Source organism: Clostridium sp. ATCC BAA-442 (assembly GCF_964239415.1).
In the GTDB taxonomy this organism is placed as follows: Bacteria; Bacillota; Clostridia; order Oscillospirales; family Oscillospiraceae; genus Flavonifractor; species Flavonifractor plautii.
In genome coordinates, this window is the sequence record NZ_CAXSQB010000066.1 from 1 (window position 1) to 16446 (window position 16446).

Annotated in this window: 14 protein-coding genes and 1 other annotated feature; of the genes, 8 read left to right on the forward strand and 6 right to left on the reverse strand. The window is 63.2% G+C overall.

Annotated features, from left to right (window positions below):
- Positions 1–210 precede the first annotated feature (210 nt).
- Positions 211–2013, forward strand: coding sequence for an aspartate--tRNA ligase (gene aspS, locus ACESY8_RS17905; RefSeq protein WP_204682093.1), 1803 nt, complete (start codon positions 211–213; stop codon positions 2011–2013).
- Between the two features lie 400 nt (positions 2014–2413).
- Here the strand turns inward: aspS and lepA are convergent, their stop codons facing one another.
- Positions 2414–4222, reverse strand: coding sequence for a translation elongation factor 4 (lepA, locus tag ACESY8_RS17910; protein WP_054339314.1), 1809 nt, complete (start codon positions 4220–4222; stop codon positions 2414–2416).
- A 394-nt stretch (positions 4223–4616) separates the two neighbouring features.
- On the reverse strand, positions 4617–5312 hold the full coding sequence (locus tag ACESY8_RS17915) for a helix-turn-helix domain-containing protein (protein ID WP_009260535.1): 696 nt from the start codon (positions 5310–5312) through the stop codon (positions 4617–4619).
- 194 nt (positions 5313–5506) lie between these two features.
- On the opposite strand from ACESY8_RS17915, the gene pta reads away from it, so the two are divergent.
- Both pta and ACESY8_RS17925 read left to right on the forward strand, forming a co-directional pair.
- Entirely contained in the window at positions 5507–6490 is a 984-nt protein-coding gene (gene pta / locus ACESY8_RS17920) for a phosphate acetyltransferase (RefSeq protein WP_007490244.1), read from the forward strand.
- Between the two features lie 407 nt (positions 6491–6897).
- A complete protein-coding gene (locus ACESY8_RS17925) occupies positions 6898–8391 on the forward strand; it encodes a peptidoglycan DD-metalloendopeptidase family protein (protein ID WP_054339313.1) in 1494 nt (497 codons plus the stop codon).
- 42 nt (positions 8392–8433) lie between these two features.
- On the opposite strand, the gene coaBC is transcribed toward ACESY8_RS17925, so the two are convergent.
- The gene (gene coaBC / locus ACESY8_RS17930; protein ID WP_007492163.1) at positions 8434–9624 is read right to left on the reverse strand and encodes a bifunctional phosphopantothenoylcysteine decarboxylase/phosphopantothenate--cysteine ligase CoaBC; all 1191 of its coding nucleotides are present in this window, start codon (positions 9622–9624) and stop codon (positions 8434–8436) included.
- A gap of 266 nt (positions 9625–9890) precedes the next feature.
- Here coaBC and ACESY8_RS17935 point away from each other — a divergent pair, with 266 nt between their 5' ends.
- Positions 9891–10580: an ECF transporter S component gene (locus ACESY8_RS17935; RefSeq protein ID WP_007492254.1), complete on the forward strand. Its 690-nt coding sequence runs from the start codon at positions 9891–9893 to the stop codon at positions 10578–10580.
- Between the two features lie 3 nt (positions 10581–10583).
- Entirely contained in the window at positions 10584–11345 is a 762-nt protein-coding gene (locus tag ACESY8_RS17940; RefSeq protein WP_154250306.1) for a type III pantothenate kinase, read from the forward strand.
- A 37-nt stretch (positions 11346–11382) separates the two neighbouring features.
- Here the strand turns inward: ACESY8_RS17940 and ACESY8_RS17945 are convergent, their stop codons facing one another.
- Positions 11383–12240 (reverse strand): YihY/virulence factor BrkB family protein, encoded by an 858-nt coding sequence (locus tag ACESY8_RS17945; RefSeq protein WP_024723932.1) that lies wholly within the window; start codon positions 12238–12240, stop codon positions 11383–11385.
- A gap of 107 nt (positions 12241–12347) precedes the next feature.
- Positions 12348–12611 carry a 30S ribosomal protein S20 gene (rpsT, locus tag ACESY8_RS17950; protein WP_009260539.1) on the reverse strand — a complete coding sequence of 88 codons (264 nt, stop codon included), beginning with the start codon at positions 12609–12611 and terminating at the stop codon, positions 12348–12350.
- A 198-nt stretch (positions 12612–12809) separates the two neighbouring features.
- On the opposite strand from rpsT, the gene gpr reads away from it, so the two are divergent.
- The gene (gpr, locus tag ACESY8_RS17955) at positions 12810–13715 is read left to right on the forward strand and encodes a GPR endopeptidase (protein WP_498794907.1); all 906 of its coding nucleotides are present in this window, start codon (positions 12810–12812) and stop codon (positions 13713–13715) included.
- Here the strand turns inward: gpr and ACESY8_RS17960 are convergent.
- A complete protein-coding gene (locus tag ACESY8_RS17960; RefSeq protein ID WP_009260542.1) occupies positions 13712–13990 on the reverse strand; it encodes a TIGR04076 family protein in 279 nt (92 codons plus the stop codon). The two genes, gpr and ACESY8_RS17960, sit on opposite strands and share 4 nt — an antisense overlap.
- Before the next feature lie 121 nt (positions 13991–14111).
- Here ACESY8_RS17960 and ACESY8_RS17965 point away from each other — a divergent pair, with 121 nt between their 5' ends.
- Together ACESY8_RS17965 and ACESY8_RS17970 are read left to right on the forward strand one after the other, a co-directional pair.
- A complete protein-coding gene (locus ACESY8_RS17965) occupies positions 14112–14600 on the forward strand; it encodes a DUF2284 domain-containing protein (RefSeq protein ID WP_009260543.1) in 489 nt (162 codons plus the stop codon).
- A gap of 51 nt (positions 14601–14651) precedes the next feature.
- Positions 14652–14855: a binding site (T-box leader), on the forward strand.
- Between the two features lie 57 nt (positions 14856–14912).
- Complete coding sequence (locus ACESY8_RS17970) at positions 14913–16346, forward strand: glycine--tRNA ligase (protein ID WP_009260544.1); 1434 nt, start codon at positions 14913–14915, stop codon at positions 16344–16346.
- The last annotated feature ends 100 nt before the right edge of the window (positions 16347–16446 follow it).

Below are 16446 nucleotides of genomic sequence, written 5' to 3' on the forward strand. Positions count from 1 at the left end.
CCCCCCCCCCCCCCGCGGGCGGGGACAAGCCCCGCCCCTACGGAGCATTTTGGCTAGGCGGTGCCTTCCGCAGCAGACCTTTGTAGGGGCCGATGCCCACATCGGCCCGCCCCCGCGTCCCTTTTGGCGTTCCAATCTGCCTGTATAGCTCTCTTTTCAATCCTATTTGTATTTTATCCTTTCTATATTACGATTTGGAGTTGATTTTTGATGCAGACAACCCATACCCATTACCGCACCCACACCTGCGGGGAGCTCCGTATGGAGCACGTGGGCCAGACCGTTACCCTGGCGGGCTTTCTGGAGAACGTCCGCGAGGTGGGCCAGAACTTTGCCTTCGCCGTCCTGCGGGACTTCTACGGCGTGACCCAGGTGGTCGTGGAGAACGAGGCCATGTGGAAGGCCTTCAAGGGGCTGAACAAGGAGTCCACCGTCCAGATCACCGGTGTGGTGCGGGAGCGGGACTCCAAGAACCCCAAGCTGCCCACCGGCGACATCGAGGTGGTGCCGGAGGCGGTGGAGGTGCTGGGCCGCTGCCGCCACAACGAGCTGCCCTTCCAGATCAACCGCAGCCGGGAGGCCGACGAGTCCGCCCGCCTAAAGTACCGCTATCTGGATCTGCGCAACCCGGAGGTGAAGAACAACATCATCCTCCGCTGCCAGGTGGTGGCCGCCCTGCGGAAGGCCATGCTTGACCACGGCTTCCTGGAGATCACCACCCCCATCCTCACGGCCTCCTCCCCGGAGGGCGCCCGGGACTACCTGGTGCCCAGCCGCAAGCACCCCGGCAAGTTCTACGCCCTGCCCCAGGCCCCCCAGCAGTTCAAGCAGCTGCTGATGGCCTCCGGCTTCGACAAGTACTTCCAGATTGCCCCCTGCTTCCGGGACGAGGACGCCCGGGGCGACCGCTCCCCCGGCGAGTTCTACCAGCTGGACATGGAGATGGCCTTTGCCGATCAGGAGGACGTGTTCGCCGTGTTGGAGGACGTGCTGCCCCCCATCTTTGCCCAGTACGGCACCTACAACGTGGCCTCCACCGCCCCCTTCCGCCGCATCTCCTACCGGGAGGCCATGGACAAGTACGGCTCCGACAAGCCGGATCTGCGCATTGATCTGACCGTCACCGACGCCACTGAGGCCCTGGGCGCCTGCGGCTTCGGCCCCTTTGAGGGGAACACCGTCAAGGCGGTGGTGGTCACCGGCTTCGAGGGCACCCGCAAGCAGATCGACAAGCTGTGCGCCGACGTGGAGGTGCAGTCCGGAGAAAAGGCCTACTGGTTCCGCTACGACGAGAACGGCGAGATTGTGGGCGGCATCGCCAAGTTTGTCCAGCCCGTGAAGGACGCGGTGGTGGCCGCTCTGGGGCTGGAGAAGGGCTGCTTCGTGGGCCTCACCGCCGGCAAGCTCCTGGCCGCCCAGAAGGCCGCCGGCGTACTCCGCTCCAAGCTGGGCGCCTTCTGCCCCAACCACATGGACAAGGAGCGCTATGAGTTCTGCTGGATCGTGGACTTCCCCATGTACGAGATCGGCGAGGAGTCCGGGCTTTTGGAGTTCTGCCACAACCCCTTCTCCATGCCCAACGGCGGGCTGGAGATTCTGAAAAAGGCCGCCGCCGGCGAGGTGGATCCCCTGTCCATCACCGCCTTTCAGTACGATCTGGTGTGCAACGGCGTGGAGCTCTCCTCCGGCGCCGTGCGGAACCACGATCCGGAGATCATGATCGAGGCCTTCCAGCTCGTCCGCCTGGGCGAGGACGACGTGAAGGCCAAGTTCCCCGCCATGTACAACGCCTTCACCTACGGCGCGCCCCCCCACGCGGGCATCGCCCCCGGCGTGGACCGCATGGTCATGCTGCTGGCCGGCGAGGACTCCATCCGGGAGATCATCCCCTTCCCCATGAACAAGAACGCCCAGGATCTCATGATGGGCGCCCCCTCCTTCGTCACCCAGGCCCAGCTAGACGAGCTGAACATCGTCTGCACCAAGAAGGAGGAGGACGAGGCCGCCGAGTAACCGGCTTCGCAAGTTTTCCACAGGCTCATTCCCACATGTGGAAAAACAGATCAAAGAAAAACCAGGAGCACACCGCTTTGGTGTGCTCCTGGTTTTTTGCTTCATCATATCCTCTTTGTAGGGGCGGCCCCTGTGGCCGCCTGCGCTTCTCCCGTAGGGGCCGATGCCCACATCGGCCCGTCTGCGGGCGGGGACAAGCCCCGCCCCTACGCCCCCGGCGAAACCCTTGTACGGCGCAAGCGCCGCCCCACTTTGTGGGGCCCCAGAGGTCAAAAAGAAGATGCCGTCATTCCTCGTCCAGCTTGAGGACCGCCACCGCAGCGTTAAGCAAACGTGCCGGTGGCACGTTTGTAGCGTAGGCCGCAGCGGCTATGCCGCGAGGAGGGAACTTTGCGGATGCTTACTCTTCGTCCAATTTAAGCACCGCCATGAATGCCTCGGTCGGAATCTGCACCGTTCCCAAGCTCCGCATCTTCTTTTTGCCCTCTTTCTGCTTCTCCAGCAGCTTCTTTTTCCGGGTGATGTCGCCGCCGTAGCACTTGGCCAGCACGTCCTTGCGCATGGCGCGGACGGTCTCGCGGGCGATGACCTTGCCGCCGATGGCGGCCTGGACGGGCACCTCGAAGAGCTGGCGGGGGATGTTGTCCCGCAGCTTTTCACACAGCCGCCGGGCGCGGGGGTAGGCCTTCTCCCGGTGGGCGATGAAGGACAGGGCGTCCACCTGATCGCCGTTGAGCAGCATATCCACCTTCACCAGCTCGGAGGGCTCGTACTTGTCCAGCTCGTAGTCCAGAGAGGCGTAGCCCTTGGTGCGGGCCTTGAGGGTGTCGAAAAAGTCGTAGATGATCTCGCCCAGAGGCATGGAGTAGTGCAGCTCCACCAGGTTGGTGTCCAGATACTGCATGTCCTTGAACTCGCCCCGGCGCTCCTGGCACATGGGCATGATGTTGCCCACATAATCGGGCGGCGAGACGATGGACACCTTGGCGTAGGGCTCCTCGGCCAGCTCGATCACCGCCGGATCGGGGTAATTGTGGGGATTGTCCACCATGACCACGGTGCCGTCGGTCTTGGTGATACGGTAGATCACCGAGGGCAGGGTGGTGATGAGATCCAGATCGAACTCCCGCTCCAGCCGCTCCTGGATGATCTCCATGTGGAGCATGCCCAGAAAGCCGCAGCGGAAGCCGAAGCCCAGGGCGGCGGAGGACTCGGGCTCGAAGGACAGGGAGGCGTCGTTGAGCTGGAGCTTCTCCAGGGCGTCCCGCAGATCTGGATACTTGGAGCCGTCCTCGGTGTAAATGCCGCAGTACACCATGGCGCGGGCGGGGCGGTAGCCGGGCAGGGCCTCGGCGGCGGGGCGCTCCACACCGGTGACGGTGTCACCCACCTGGGTATCCTTCACGTTTTTGATGGAGGCAGTGAAGTAGCCCACCTCGCCGGCGATCAGCTCGCCGCAGGGCTCCATCCCCAGGGGGAGCAGGTGGCCGCACTCCAGCACCTCATAGGACGCGCCCGGGGCCATCATCTTCACCTTCATCCCGGTCTTGATGGTACCCTCCATCACACGGAAATAGACGATCACGCCCCGGTAGGCGTCGTACTGGCTGTCAAAGATCAGGGCGCGGAGCGGGGCCTCCGGGTCGCCCTTGGGGGCGGGGACGTTCTTCACGATGTCCTCCAGCACCGCGTCGATGTTCAGCCCCACCTTGGCGGAGATCTCGGGGGCGTCCTGGGCGGGCAGGCCGATGATGTTCTCAATCTCGTCCTTCACCCGCTTGGGGTCGGCGGCGGGCAGGTCGATCTTGTTGACCACGGGCAGAATCTCCAGGTCGTGCTCCAGGGCCAGGAAGGTGTTGGCCAGGGTCTGGGCCTCGATGCCCTGGGCGGCGTCCACGATAAGCACCGCGCCCTCGCAGGCGGCCAGGGAGCGGCTCACCTCATAGTTGAAGTCCACGTGGCCCGGCGTATCGATCAGGTTCAGCTCATAGGTCTCCCCGTCGGCAGCCTGATAGTTGAGCTTCACCGCCCGGGCCTTGATGGTAATGCCCCGCTCCCGCTCCAGGTCCATGTTGTCCAGCAGCTGGCTCTCCATCTCCCGCTGGGAAACGGCGTTGCACTTCTCAATCAGCCGGTCAGACAGGGTGGATTTGCCGTGGTCGATGTGGGCGATAATGGAAAAGTTGCGGATTTTGGATTGGTCAGTCATGGCATACTCCTCCCTTCGGCAAATCCACCCGGAACCCCGCGCAGCGGGGCGCGGCGGCCTGCCGCGTCCAAGCGTTTTGTCCCCCGGACAAAACCTTGCCGAAGGCGGAATTTACTTCCGCCGAGGATGCAAAATAACACGGGGTACCCGCGGAGTCGGCCGACTCCGCGGGATTTGATTTGCCGTGGTCAATGTGGGCAATTATCGAAACATTACGGATTTTGCTCTGGTCGGTCAAAAAAATACACCTCCGAAGATGTGAAAGCGTCAATTGACATTGGAGCGATACTCTGCATATCCCTACTGCGGCCGCCCCGGCCGTTCAAGGGCATGGTACCGGTGGCGCCCCCCGGGCGTAGCCGGTAAACAGGCGGTGCGTCCGGGATGCCGCGCCCTACTTCTGGTTTTGAATCTCCATCCGGCGGTTGACCCGCTCCCCGGTGTTGTGGATAATCTGGAGCAGGGACTGGTACAGTCCGGGGTAGTTCTCCATCAGCGCGTCGTTGTGCATGGGCGGGAAGTTCCCCTTCTCCTTGACGTGGGCGGCCAGGGCGTCCACATACTGGGCCTCGGTACAGATCATGTCGGCGGTGGCCACGCCCGCCATAAACTGCCGGGCAGGCACGGAGAAGAAGTCCTCGTTCTTGCTGCCGTCCGCCCGGTACAGGTGGCGAAACATCTTGTAAACAGCGGTACCCAGGTAGTCCGCCGCGGCGTTAATGGCCTCCTTGCGGCCGGTCTTGCCCAGCAGGTCGAAGAGCACGCCGATGGAGTTGACCAGCAGCTTTTTGTTCAGCGTGGCCATAATGGAGCCGTGGAGCACGTTGTCCTTCTCGGTGGAGTAATCGTACAGCTCTTCGGCGGCGATGGTGGTGCCGTCCCGGGAGAGGGTACGGCCCAGCAGGAAATCCGCCGACACATTATAATAGTTGCAGGCCTTCGTGACAAAGGCCAGACCGGGCTCACGCACGCCGTTCTCATAGTGGGAGAGCAGCGCCTGGCTGATCCCCAGATCCTTTGCGGCCGCGCGCTGGGAGATCCCCTTCTCCTGCCGGAGCAGGGAAAGGCAGCGGGAAAAATCGGAACTCATAACACACCTCAACTTCAACTGGCTTCAAAACAGTAGGTATAGTATAAATGCGAGAATACAAAAAGTAAAGTGTATTTTTTCACAATCTTATGGCTTTTAGGCATTGAGAACCGCAGTCGAAATGGTGTATAATAGCTCCGACGCCGAGCATTTTGGCATTTGACGTACGTTTTTTATGATGGAGGAAGATACCAATGGCCATTCACATGTTTCAGCAGCTCATCGACACCCTGAAAAAGTCCCCCAAGCGCATTGTCTTTACCGAGGGCACCGACGCCCGCATCCTGGAGGCCAGCGCCCGCCTGCTGGCCGGCACCTGGCTGGCCCCCATCCTCATCGGCAATGAGGCGGAGGTAAAGGCCGCGGCCGAGGAGGTCGGCTTCAACATCCGGGGTGCCGAGATCATCGACCCCGCCACCTATCCCGACATGGACAAGATGGTGGAGGAGATGGTGGCGCTGCGCCGCGGCAAGATGACCGCCGACGAGTGCCGCGCCGCCCTGATGAAGGGCAACTACTTCGGCACCATGCTGGTAAAGATGGGCGTGGCCGACTGTCTGCTGGGCGGAGCCACCTACTCCACCGCCGACACCGTCCGCCCCGCCCTGCAGCTCATCAAGACCAAGCCCGAGAATAAAATCGTCTCTTCCTGCTTCATTATGGTCCGCGAGGGCGTGGGCGACAACACTGTGCTGGCCATGGGCGACTGCGCCATCAACATCGACCCCACGGAGGACGAGCTGGTGGAGATTGGCCTGGAGTGCGCCAAGTGCGCCAAAACCTTCGGCATTGACCCCAAGGTGGCCTACCTGAGCTACTCCACCAAGGGCTCTGGCAAGGGTGACACTGTGGACAAGATGCGCAACGCCTGCGCCAAGGCCAAGGCTGCCGCCCCCGACCTGGCCATCGACGGCGAGATGCAGTTCGATGCCGCCGTCTCCCCCACCGTGGGCCAGCTCAAGTTCCCCGGCTCTCCCGTGGCCGGCTATGCCAACACCTTTATTTTCCCCAACATTAATGCGGGCAACATCGGTTATAAGATTGCCCAACGCCTGGGCGGCTTTGACGCCTATGGACCCATTCTGCTGGGTCTGAACGCCCCGATCAACGACCTCTCCCGCGGCTGCAACGCCCAGGAGGTCTACTCCATGGCCATCATCACCGCCGCGCTGGCCTAACAGCCCTCCAGAGTCCGGAGTTTCCTTCAGGGGCTCCGGACTTTTTCGGCTATGGGGGGAGATCTCCCGTCCCCTCCGGTCCCCCGCGGCACCCAAAAGGATGCCGCGGGGTCTTTTCGTCCCGGTCAAAGTGGACAAATCTTTTTGCTGCTCTGCCCTGACCATTTCTCCTTCTGGTAGTAGTAGGACATCTTTTTGAAAGCCGCCCACTATATGTCGTGTCGGTTGTGCTTTGACCTTCAATTGCCGCGGATTCCCGCCTTTTCCGGTCAAAGTCTTGACTTTTTGGCAAAAAGCGTGTATGATACGCCTTGTAACCATTTGTAACTTTTCGTTTCTGACTGTTACCTTTCGGCCCTCGCGGGCCTTCTTTTACGCAAGAACAAATAATTAGGAGGGTTTCCCTCATGGACGAAATTCTGCATACGCCCCGGGAGGAGTCTTCGGCCATCCGGCCGCCCCTGGCCCAACTCCGGGACAGATGGGAGGCGGGTACCGCGGCCCTGGCGCAGCGCGTGGAGCCGCTCCGCCGCCGGCTGGACGCCGCCACTGCGGGCGGCCGCCGGCTGATCAATCCCCTGCATTTCCTGGCCGCCGCCGTGGTCATCGGCGTGGCGGCTGTGGTGGGCACTGTCTACACTCCCAGCTATGTGGTGGAGGTGGACGGCGTGGCCCTGGGCACCGTCACCAGCCCCTCTGTGTTTGAGGATGTGGTGGACCGGGTGGAGAGCCGTGCCACCGATATTCTGGGCTACGACTATACCATGGACGGCGCGGTGACCTACGCCCCTGCCCTGACGGAGCGGGAGTCCATCACCCCCGTGGCGGACTTTGAGACCTACCTCTTTGACCAGATTGGCGAGGTAATGAAGAGCTATGTGCTCACCGTCAACGGCCAGTTCATCGGCGCGGCCCAGGATCGGGAGACCCTGAATGGGGTGCTGGAGCAGGTGAAGGCTGCCTATGTAGATGAAAACACAGTGTCCGCCGAGTTTACCTCCGGGGTCTACATTACCCACGAGTACACCCCCTCCGATGTCAATCAGGACCCGGCGGCCATGCTGGCCACCCTCACCGCCAACACCAACGGCCAGACCACCTATGAGGTGCAGAAGGGCGACACCTTCATGCAGATCGCCTTTGACAACGACATGAGCATGTCGGAACTGGAGGCCCTCAACCCGGATGTGGACATTAACCGTATCTACATCGGCCAGCTCCTCAACGTGAAGGAGGAGATTCCCTTTCTCTCCGTCAAGACGGTGGATAACGTGACCTATACCCAGTCCATTGAGTGCCCGGTGGTGGAGGTACAGGACGACTCCATGTACCAGGGCGAGTCCAAGGTGCTGGATGCAGGCGTCCCCGGCGAGCAGATCGTCAACGCGGACATCGCTTACCTCAACGGCGTGGAGCAGGAGCGCACGGTGCTCTCTACCCAGGTCACCCGGGAGGCCACCAACAAGGTCATCGCTGTGGGCACCAAGGTGCGCCCCTCCTGGCTGCCCAACGGCTACTTTATCTGGCCCGTATACGGGCGCATTACCTCCTACTTCGGCTACCGCTCCATCTTTGGCTCCTACAGCTACCACGGCGGCATTGACATTGCCACCTCCTACGGCACCAACATCGCGGCCGCCGATGGCGGCACTGTGGTCTTCGCCGGCCGGGCCACCGGCAGCATGTGGAGCTACGGCAATCTGGTCATCGTGGATCACGGCAACGGGAAGCAGACCTACTACGGCCACTGCTCCAGCGTCCTGGTTTCCGCCGGCGACAAGGTCTACCAGGGTCAGCCCATCGCCAAGGTGGGCTCCACGGGCCGCTCCACCGGCAACCACTGCCATTTCGAGGTGAAGATCAACGGCACCTCCGTTAACCCCCTGTCCTATCTGAGCTGAAAAAGACCGGGGCACCCTGACGGGGGCGCCGGTTTTTTCGGCTCAGCGGAGCTTCAGGATTTCATCCAGCAGACGGTGGGCGGCCTCCTCCTTGGTGAGGAGGGGCAGCTCCAGCTCCTCCCGGGGGGAGATCAGCGTGAGCAGATTGGTTGGCACTGCGAAGCCCGCGCCCGGCTCCTTGAGGTTGTTGGCGGCAATCAGATCCAGGTGCTTCTTCTCCAGCTTCCTGCGGGAGTTTTCCACCATGTCCCGGGTCTCCATAGAAAACCCGCACAGGAACTGCCCCGGCCCGCGGTGCTCCCCCAGCCAGGCCAGGATATCCCGGGTGCGCTCCAGGGGAATGGACAGCTCCCCCTCCCCCTTCTTCACCTTGTCCTGGGCCACCTGGGCCGGGCGGTAGTCGGCCACCGCGGCGGCCTTGATGATGATGTCCTGCTCCGGGGCGCGGGCGGTGACCGCCTCGAACATGTCCTGGGCGGACACCACGTCCACCGTCTCCACATAGGCGGGCTTCTTCAGCGCCGTGGGGCCGGACACCAGCGTCACCTCCGCCCCGCGGGCGGCGGCGGCCCGGGCCACGGCGTAGCCCATCCGCCCGGTGGAGTGGTTGGTCAGGCAGCGCACCGGATCCAGCGCCTCCTGGGTGGGGCCGGCGGTGACCAGCACCTTCAGTCCCTCCATGTCCTTGGCATGGGAGAGGGCGTGAAGCACCGTCTCCAGCAGCTCCTCCGGCTCTGGCATCTTCCCCTTCCCCACGGCCCCGCAGGCCAGGCGTCCGCTGGCCGGCTCCACAATCTCCCAGCCGTACCGCCGCAGGAGGGCCAGGTTATCCTGGGTAACCGGATTCTCATACATGCGGGTGTTCATGGCGGGCGCGGCGATTTTGGGACAGTCACAGGCCAGAACGGTGGTGGTGAGCATATCGTCGGCCAGACCGTGGGCAAGCTTAGCCAGAACGTTGGCCGTGGCCGGGGCCACCAGTACCAGGTCGGCCTGGTCGGCCAGGGCGATGTGCTCCACCTGGAACTGGTAGTTGCGGTCAAAGGTGTCCACGCTTACCCGGTTGCCCGTCAGGGATTCAAAGGTGTGGGGGCCGATAAACTCCGTGGCGTTTCGGGTCATGAGTACCTGGACGTTCGCCCCCTGCTTCACCAGGGCCGAGGCCAAGCCCGCCGACTTATAGCATGCAATGCCGCCGGTGACACCCAGCAGCACAGTTTTCCCCTTTAACATGCAGGTCTCTCCTTTGTCAGTGGGCGGATGCGGACATCCGCCCTTATGCTCCGTATATAGTCATCCAATTATACCAAAACAGCCGCAGGTTTTCCACAATGGGATTGCAATCTGAGGATATAACCGTTATAATGGCCTCGGCTGTCCCGGGCGGCGGGCCGCTGTACTCCCCGGAGGGAGACGGCAGGCCCATCTCTGCCTGTGGCTGCATCCAAATACGCGCTGTATCCCGCCCGTCGGGAACGGCAGCCTGGAGGTAATTGAATATGAACACCCACACCCCCCGCGCCCAGCAGCACCGGCAGGTGCAGAGCCTGGCTGTCCTGGCCATGTTTACCGCCATTCTCTTTCTGCTCACCTTCACCCCCATCGGCATGATCGACCTGCCCATCATTAAGGCCACCGTGCTCCATGTGCCAGTCATCATCGGCGCCCTCCTTCTCGGACCCAAGAAGGGAGCCTTTCTGGGCGGCATGTTTGGTCTGGCCAGTCTTTTGAAAAATACCCTGGTACCCAACCTGTCCTCCTTTGCCTTTTCCCCCCTGATACCGGTACCAGGCCTGGACCGGGGCAGCCCCTGGGCCCTGGTGGTTTGTTTTGTGCCCCGTATCCTTGTCGGCGTGACCCCCTGGCTGGTCTATACGCTGCTTCAGGCCCTGTCCCGCCGCCGGGGCTCCGTCCTCCAGGCCGGCAGCATGGCCCTGTCCGCCGTGGTGGGCGCCTTTACCAACACCGCCCTGGTAATGGGACTGATTGCTCTGCTGTTCCGGGATGCCTACGCCGCGGCCCAGGGGATTCCAGCCGAGGCAGTGCTGGGCTTTATTCTGGGCATCGTGGCGGCCAACGGTGTGCCCGAGGCCATTGTGGCGGCCATCCTTGTCCCCGCAGTGTGCATCCCCATGGGAAAGGCTCTCAAGCTCAACCGCGCTCCCCTGGCCGCCCGGGAGCCCGTCTGAGCCATGCTGCTGACCATTGACATTGGAAACACTACAGTCGCTGTTGGCGGCTTTCTGGGGCCGGAGCTGCGCTTTGTCCGCCGCCTGCCCAGCGACCGGAACATGGACGCCGCCGCCTGCGCCGCGCGCATGAGAACCCTGCTGGCAGAGGAGGGAGCGGCCCCCCAAGACGTGGAGGGAGCGGTGCTCTCTTCGGTGGTTCCCTCCCTCACCCAGGTCGCCGTCCAGGCGGCGGAGGCCCTCACCCGCCGCCCTGTCCGGGTGCTGGGGCGGGATCTCGACCCCGGCCTGCCCACCGGAGACTATGACGCCTCCAACCTGGGCATGGACCGGCTGGTGGACTGCGTGGCCGCCCTGGCCCGGTGGCGGCCCCCTCTGGCGGTCTTTGACATGGGCACCGCCACCACCCTGTCGGTGGTGGATCGGGAGGGCGTATTCCGGGGCGGCATGATTCTCCCGGGGCTGCGCCTGTCGGTGGACGCCCTCAGCGCCCGGGCTGCCCAACTCCCTTGCATTACTTTTACCCAGCCCGAGGGACTGCTGGGTACCGATACTGTGTCCTGCATGCGCAGCGGTGCCCTCTACGGGGCCGCCGCCGCCCTGGAGGGGATCTCCCTCCGCCTGGAGGAGGAGCTGGGCCCCGTCACCGTAGTCCTTACCGGCGGTCATGGCCGTGACATTCTACCCCTGCTCCGCCGGGCGGTGGAGTATGAGCCCCATCTTCAATTGATGGGTCTGCGGGAGCTGTGGCTCCGCAGCCTGTGAAAAAAGGCGGCGTACCGGATCGGTACGCCGCCTTTTTTCAGCCCGGCCGCTCACCTGTGACCCGCCGCTTTTTGTGGCGGTACCACACGCAGTTAAAGACATTTCCCAGAATCAGGATGTTTCCACACAGGTAGAGCCACACCAGCAGGATAATCACCGAGGCCAGGGACCCGTAAACCAGGGAGTACCTGGAAGACAGGCCGATAAACCAAGAAAACAGGGCGGTGGCGGCCACAAGGGCCACGGCGGCCAGAAAGGCCCCTGTAAGGATAGGCGGCCTTGGCCTGCCTCGGGGCGCGGCCATCCGGTACACCAGCAGGACAAAGAGGAACACCAGCAGAAACAGCAGCAGGAAGCGGAACCACTGCCAGTCCCAGGGCAGGGTGGCCGTCTCCAGGTGAAACAGGCGCTCCACCAGATGGAAAAGCCACCCGCCTGTGAGGAGCACCACCAGGGCCAGGTAGATGGTGAGCAGAAAGAGCACCGAAAAGGCCACGCTGGCCGCGATGCGCCACACCCCTGCATAGCTCTTGCGTCCGTAAAGATCCTCCATAATATTCATCAGCGCCCGGAAGGCGGCGGAGGCGGAGAACAGGGTCATAATCCCTCCCGCGGCCAGCAGGGCGGGTGACTGGTTTCCGGTAATATACTGAATATAGTCCCCTAAAATCCCCAGCGTCTCCCGGGGCAGGAAGGTGGAGGCGGCCTCCAGTACGGCGTTGATGTCCAAATGGAGCAGACCGATGAAGGCGTTAATGCAGATAAGGACAGGAAAGAAGGTGAGAATCAGAAAGTAGGCCAGCTCCGCAGCCGAACGGGATACCCGCTTGGAGAAGTAAAGCTCCCCTACCTCCAGCCCAAACCGGACCGGCTTCCACTCCAGCAGCTTTTTCATCCTTCCCCGCCTCCCCCGCGTCTCTTTTCCAGCATACCCGTTTTCTCCCGCGAAAAAACGAAAAAGACCGCCTGCGGATGCAGACGGTCTCCCCTTCGACCAGACCTTTAGGCCAGCTTATTCAGCTTAATGGTCATGGCGCTCTTCTTGTGAGCGGCGTTGTTCTTGTGCAGCAGACCCTTGACCACAGCCTTGTCGACCGCCTTGACGGCCACCTTGTAAGCGCCCTCGGCCTCGCTGCGGTTGCCTTCGACCACCGCGGCCTCGAACTTCTTGATGTCGGTCTTCAGCGCGGACTTAGCGGCCTTGTTCTGCGCAGCCTTGGTCTTGTTCACCAGGACACGCTTCTTGGCAGACTTAATATTCGGCAAACCAAACACCTCCTCCGATGACGTAATCGTTATTTACACAGTTTGCCCGTGCAGATTCTTATTTTAACAGCCATTCTTTAAAAATGCAACTCTTTTTTTGAACTTTTTTCACTTTTTTTGCATATGGAGGCGCTCTGCGCAAAAAATAGGGGCATCTGGTGTCATCAACACCACATCTTGGGGTATGGAGGGACGTATATGTTGAAACGGAGAACCGACCTGGCTCTGGAGGCCGCCCAGCTCTGGCAGGAGAGCGCCGGGGAGGCCGGGACGCTGCCGGGCGTGGAGTCGGAGGAGTCGACGCGGGAGGGCTATCCGGTGACCACCGTGCGCATCCGGGACGAGGCGGGCGCCCGGGCCCTGGGCAAGCCGGTGGGCACCTATGTGACCCTGGAGCTGGACGGCCTGGCCCGCCGGGAGGAGGACGCCTTCGGCCGGGCGGCGCGGGCCCTGGCGGCGGAGCTGGGGGCGCTGCTGGGCCTGGCGCCGGGCGCGCCCGCCCTGGTGGTGGGCCTGGGCAACCGGGCCATCACCCCCGACAACATCGGCCCCAAGGCTGCCGACCAGACCATGGTGACCCGCCACTTGGTGGAGCGGGTGCCGGAGCACTTCGGCTCCTTCCGGCCGGTGGCCGCCCTGGCCGCCGGGGTGCTGGGCACCACCGGCATGGAGAGCGGCGAGGTGGTCCGCGCCGTTGCGGAGCAGATCAAGCCCGCCTGCGTGGTGGCGGTGGACGCCCTGGCCTCCCGCAGCCTCCGGCGGGTCTGCCGCACCATCCAACTGGCCGACACCGGCATCACCCCCGGCTCCGGCGTGGGCAATGCCCGGGCCGCCCTCAACGCCGAGACCCTGGGCGTCCCCGTCATCGCCGTCGGCGTCCCCACCGTAGTGGACGCCGCCACCCTCACCTGCGACGTGCTGGCCGAGGCGGGCAAGGGGGAGCTGAACCCCGCCGCCCTCCAGGGCGGGGGGGACGGCCTGATCGTCACCCCCAAGGACATCGACACCCAGGTGCACGATCTGGCGAAGGTCATCGGATACGGGATCAATCTGGCCCTTCACACCGGCCTGACCATCGGGGACGTGGAGCTCTTTCTCAGCTAACCCGGGTCGGCCGCCCCGTCCGACACCTCGATCCGAAACACATTGATGGTGTCCACATCGGGGCAGCAGAACACCGCCGTGCCCGCCGGCTGGCCGGGGATGGCACCGCCATAGCGGAGAATATCCACATAGGGAAAGGCCACATGCATGGCCATGGGACAGAGCTTCCCCCGCTCCGTGTCAAAGTCAAAGCTCTCCCCCACCCGGTGTCCCCGGTGGCAGCCCCGCTTTCCCAGCCGGTCAATGAGGGTGATGCGAATCGCCGGACGCGCCATGGACAACAGCCTCCTTCTGTTTTTTATCCACATCATAGCACACAATGTGGATTTTGTCTCCCCCGCTTCTTGATCTTTTCCCCCGGCGGGCATACACTCTGAGCAGAGAGGAGTGCTGCCCATGGACGCCTGCCTGGACTATCTGCGGGAGAACGGGGCCGAGCCGGCCCTGGTGATCGACCCACACACGGTGGTCACCGCCCCCTGGACCACCTTCAAGTGCCAGTTCGGCTGTGAGAATTTCGGCAAAAACCACTGCTGCCCGCCGGAGGCCCCGGACTACGCCCGCACCCGGGCCGTGCTGGACAGCTTTTCCACCGGCATCCTGTTCCGGGTCCACCACTGGAACGCCACCGCCATGGCCGCCGAGGGGGCCAGGCGGCTCTTTCTGGACGGGTACTACAAGGCCTTGGCCTTCGGCAGCGGGCCCTGCAAGCTGTGTCCCTCCTGCGCGCCCGAGGGGTGCCGCTTCCCCGGGAAGGCCGTCCCCGCCATGGAGGCCTGCGGCATCGACGTGTTTGCCACCGCCCGCGCCCACGGCCTGGAGGTGCGCACGCTCCGGGTGTTGGGGGAGGAACGGAACCATTTCGGCCTGATTCTGGTGGAATAGGCCCCGAAACGCCTTGACGGCGGGCGGTTTGCGTGATACAATAGCGGCCAGAAACAGGCATTGACCGGGAGGAGTACCCCGTCCCACCGTCCCAAGAGAGGAGCCGTCTGGTGCAAGGCTCCGGCGGAGGCAGGGGAAGGCGCCCGCCAGCCGCGGGGAGGAAATGCCCCGCCGGTCCCCCGCCGTTACCGGGTTTGAGCGCGGGGCCTCTGCCCCGAATTCAGGTGGCACCACGGAGTTTACTTCGCCCTGAGCCGTTCGGCTCAGGGCGTTTTTTTCCGCGCAGAATAAAGCGAAAAGGAGCTTATGGATATGAAGAACACCGAAAAGACCATGGATCAGATCGTGGCACTGTGCAAGGGCCGGGGCTTCGTCTACCCCGGCAGCGAGATCTACGGCGGCCTGGCCAACTCCTGGGACTACGGCCCCCTGGGCGTGGAGCTGAAAAACAACGTCAAGCGGGCCTGGTGGAAGAAGTTTGTCCAGGAAAACCCCTACAACGTGGGCCTGGACGCCGCCATCCTCATGAACCCCGAGGTGTGGGTGGCCTCCGGCCATGTGTCCACCTTCAACGATCCCCTCATCGACTGCAAGGCCTGCAAGATGCGCCACCGGGCCGACAAGCTCATCGAGGGCTGGTGCGCCGAGAATGGCCGCGACGACGTGAATGTGGAGGCCATGACCAACGAGGAGCTGGTGGCCTTCATCCGGGACAACGGCGTGACCTGCCCCGGCTGCGGCAAGGCGGACTTCACCGACATCCGCAAGTTCAACCTCATGTTCAAGACCCACCAGGGCGTCACCGAGGACAGCAGCACCGAGGTCTACCTGCGCCCCGAGACCGCCCAGGGCATCTTCGTCAACTTCCCCGCCATCCAGCGCACCACCCGCAAGAAGCTGCCTTTCGGAGTGTGCCAGGTGGGCAAGTCCTTCCGCAACGAGATCACCCCCGGCAACTTCATCTTCCGCATCCGGGAGTTTGAGCAGATGGAGCTGGAGTTCTTCTGCCAGCCGGGCACCGATCTGGAGTGGTTCCAGTACTGGCGGGAGTTCTGCCGCAAGTGGCTGGTGGATCTGGGCCTGAAGGAGGAGAACCTCCGCCTGCGCGACCACGAGCCCGAAGAGCTGGCCTTCTACTCCAAGGCCACCACCGACTTCGAGTTCATGTTCCCCTTCGGCTGGGGCGAGCTGTGGGGCGTGGCCGACCGCACCGACTACGACCTCAAGCAGCACCAGGAGCACTCCGGCAAGGATCTCACCTACTTCGACCAGGAGAAGAACGAGCACTATATCCCCTACGTCATCGAGCCCTCCCTGGGCGCCGACCGCGTGACCCTGGCCTTCCTGGTGGACGCCTACGACGAGGAGATCGTCGGCCAGGACAAGAAGGGCAACAACGACGTGCGCACCGTCCTGCGCCTCCACCCCGCCCTGGCCCCCTTCAAGTGCGCCGTGCTCCCCCTCAGCAAGAAGGAGGTGCTCTCCGGCCCCGCCCAGCAGCTGCGGGACGAGCTGGCCCGCGACTTCATGGTGGACTATGACGACACCGGCTCCATCGGCAAGCGCTACCGCCGCCAGGACGAGATCGGCACCCCCTTCTGCATCACCCTGGACTTCCAGACCGTGGGCGACGACACCACCCCCGCGGACCACTGCGTCACCATCCGGGAGCGCGACTCCATGGAGCAGGTGCGCATCCCCATGAGCGAGGTCAAGAATTATATCGCAGAGCGCATCAAGTTCTGAGTTGTTTGCCAAAGGCGGCCCATTCGGGCCGCCTTTTTTTGTTCTCCGCACTCGACTCAAAAATGCAGGCACGTAGGGGCGGGGCTTGTCCCCGCCCGCC

What these genes read in the sequence shown, in the direction of transcription:
- aspS (WP_204682093.1), top strand. Translation starts at nt 211, where the DNA reads ATGCAGACAACCCATACCCATTACCGCACCCACACCTGCGGGGAGCTC.
- lepA (WP_054339314.1), bottom strand. Translation starts at nt 4,222, where the DNA reads ATGACTGACCAATCCAAAATCCGCAACTTTTCCATTATCGCCCACATC.
- ACESY8_RS17915 (WP_009260535.1), bottom strand. Translation starts at nt 5,312, where the DNA reads ATGAGTTCCGATTTTTCCCGCTGCCTTTCCCTGCTCCGGCAGGAGAAG.
- pta (WP_007490244.1), top strand. Translation starts at nt 5,507, where the DNA reads ATGGCCATTCACATGTTTCAGCAGCTCATCGACACCCTGAAAAAGTCC.
- ACESY8_RS17925 (WP_054339313.1), top strand. Translation starts at nt 6,898, where the DNA reads ATGGACGAAATTCTGCATACGCCCCGGGAGGAGTCTTCGGCCATCCGG.
- coaBC (WP_007492163.1), bottom strand. Translation starts at nt 9,624, where the DNA reads ATGTTAAAGGGGAAAACTGTGCTGCTGGGTGTCACCGGCGGCATTGCA.
- ACESY8_RS17935 (WP_007492254.1), top strand. Translation starts at nt 9,891, where the DNA reads ATGAACACCCACACCCCCCGCGCCCAGCAGCACCGGCAGGTGCAGAGC.
- ACESY8_RS17940 (WP_154250306.1), top strand. Translation starts at nt 10,584, where the DNA reads ATGCTGCTGACCATTGACATTGGAAACACTACAGTCGCTGTTGGCGGC.
- ACESY8_RS17945 (WP_024723932.1), bottom strand. Translation starts at nt 12,240, where the DNA reads ATGAAAAAGCTGCTGGAGTGGAAGCCGGTCCGGTTTGGGCTGGAGGTA.
- gpr (WP_498794907.1), top strand. Translation starts at nt 12,810, where the DNA reads ATGTTGAAACGGAGAACCGACCTGGCTCTGGAGGCCGCCCAGCTCTGG.
- ACESY8_RS17960 (WP_009260542.1), bottom strand. Translation starts at nt 13,990, where the DNA reads ATGGCGCGTCCGGCGATTCGCATCACCCTCATTGACCGGCTGGGAAAG.
- ACESY8_RS17965 (WP_009260543.1), top strand. Translation starts at nt 14,112, where the DNA reads ATGGACGCCTGCCTGGACTATCTGCGGGAGAACGGGGCCGAGCCGGCC.
- ACESY8_RS17970 (WP_009260544.1), top strand. Translation starts at nt 14,913, where the DNA reads ATGAAGAACACCGAAAAGACCATGGATCAGATCGTGGCACTGTGCAAG.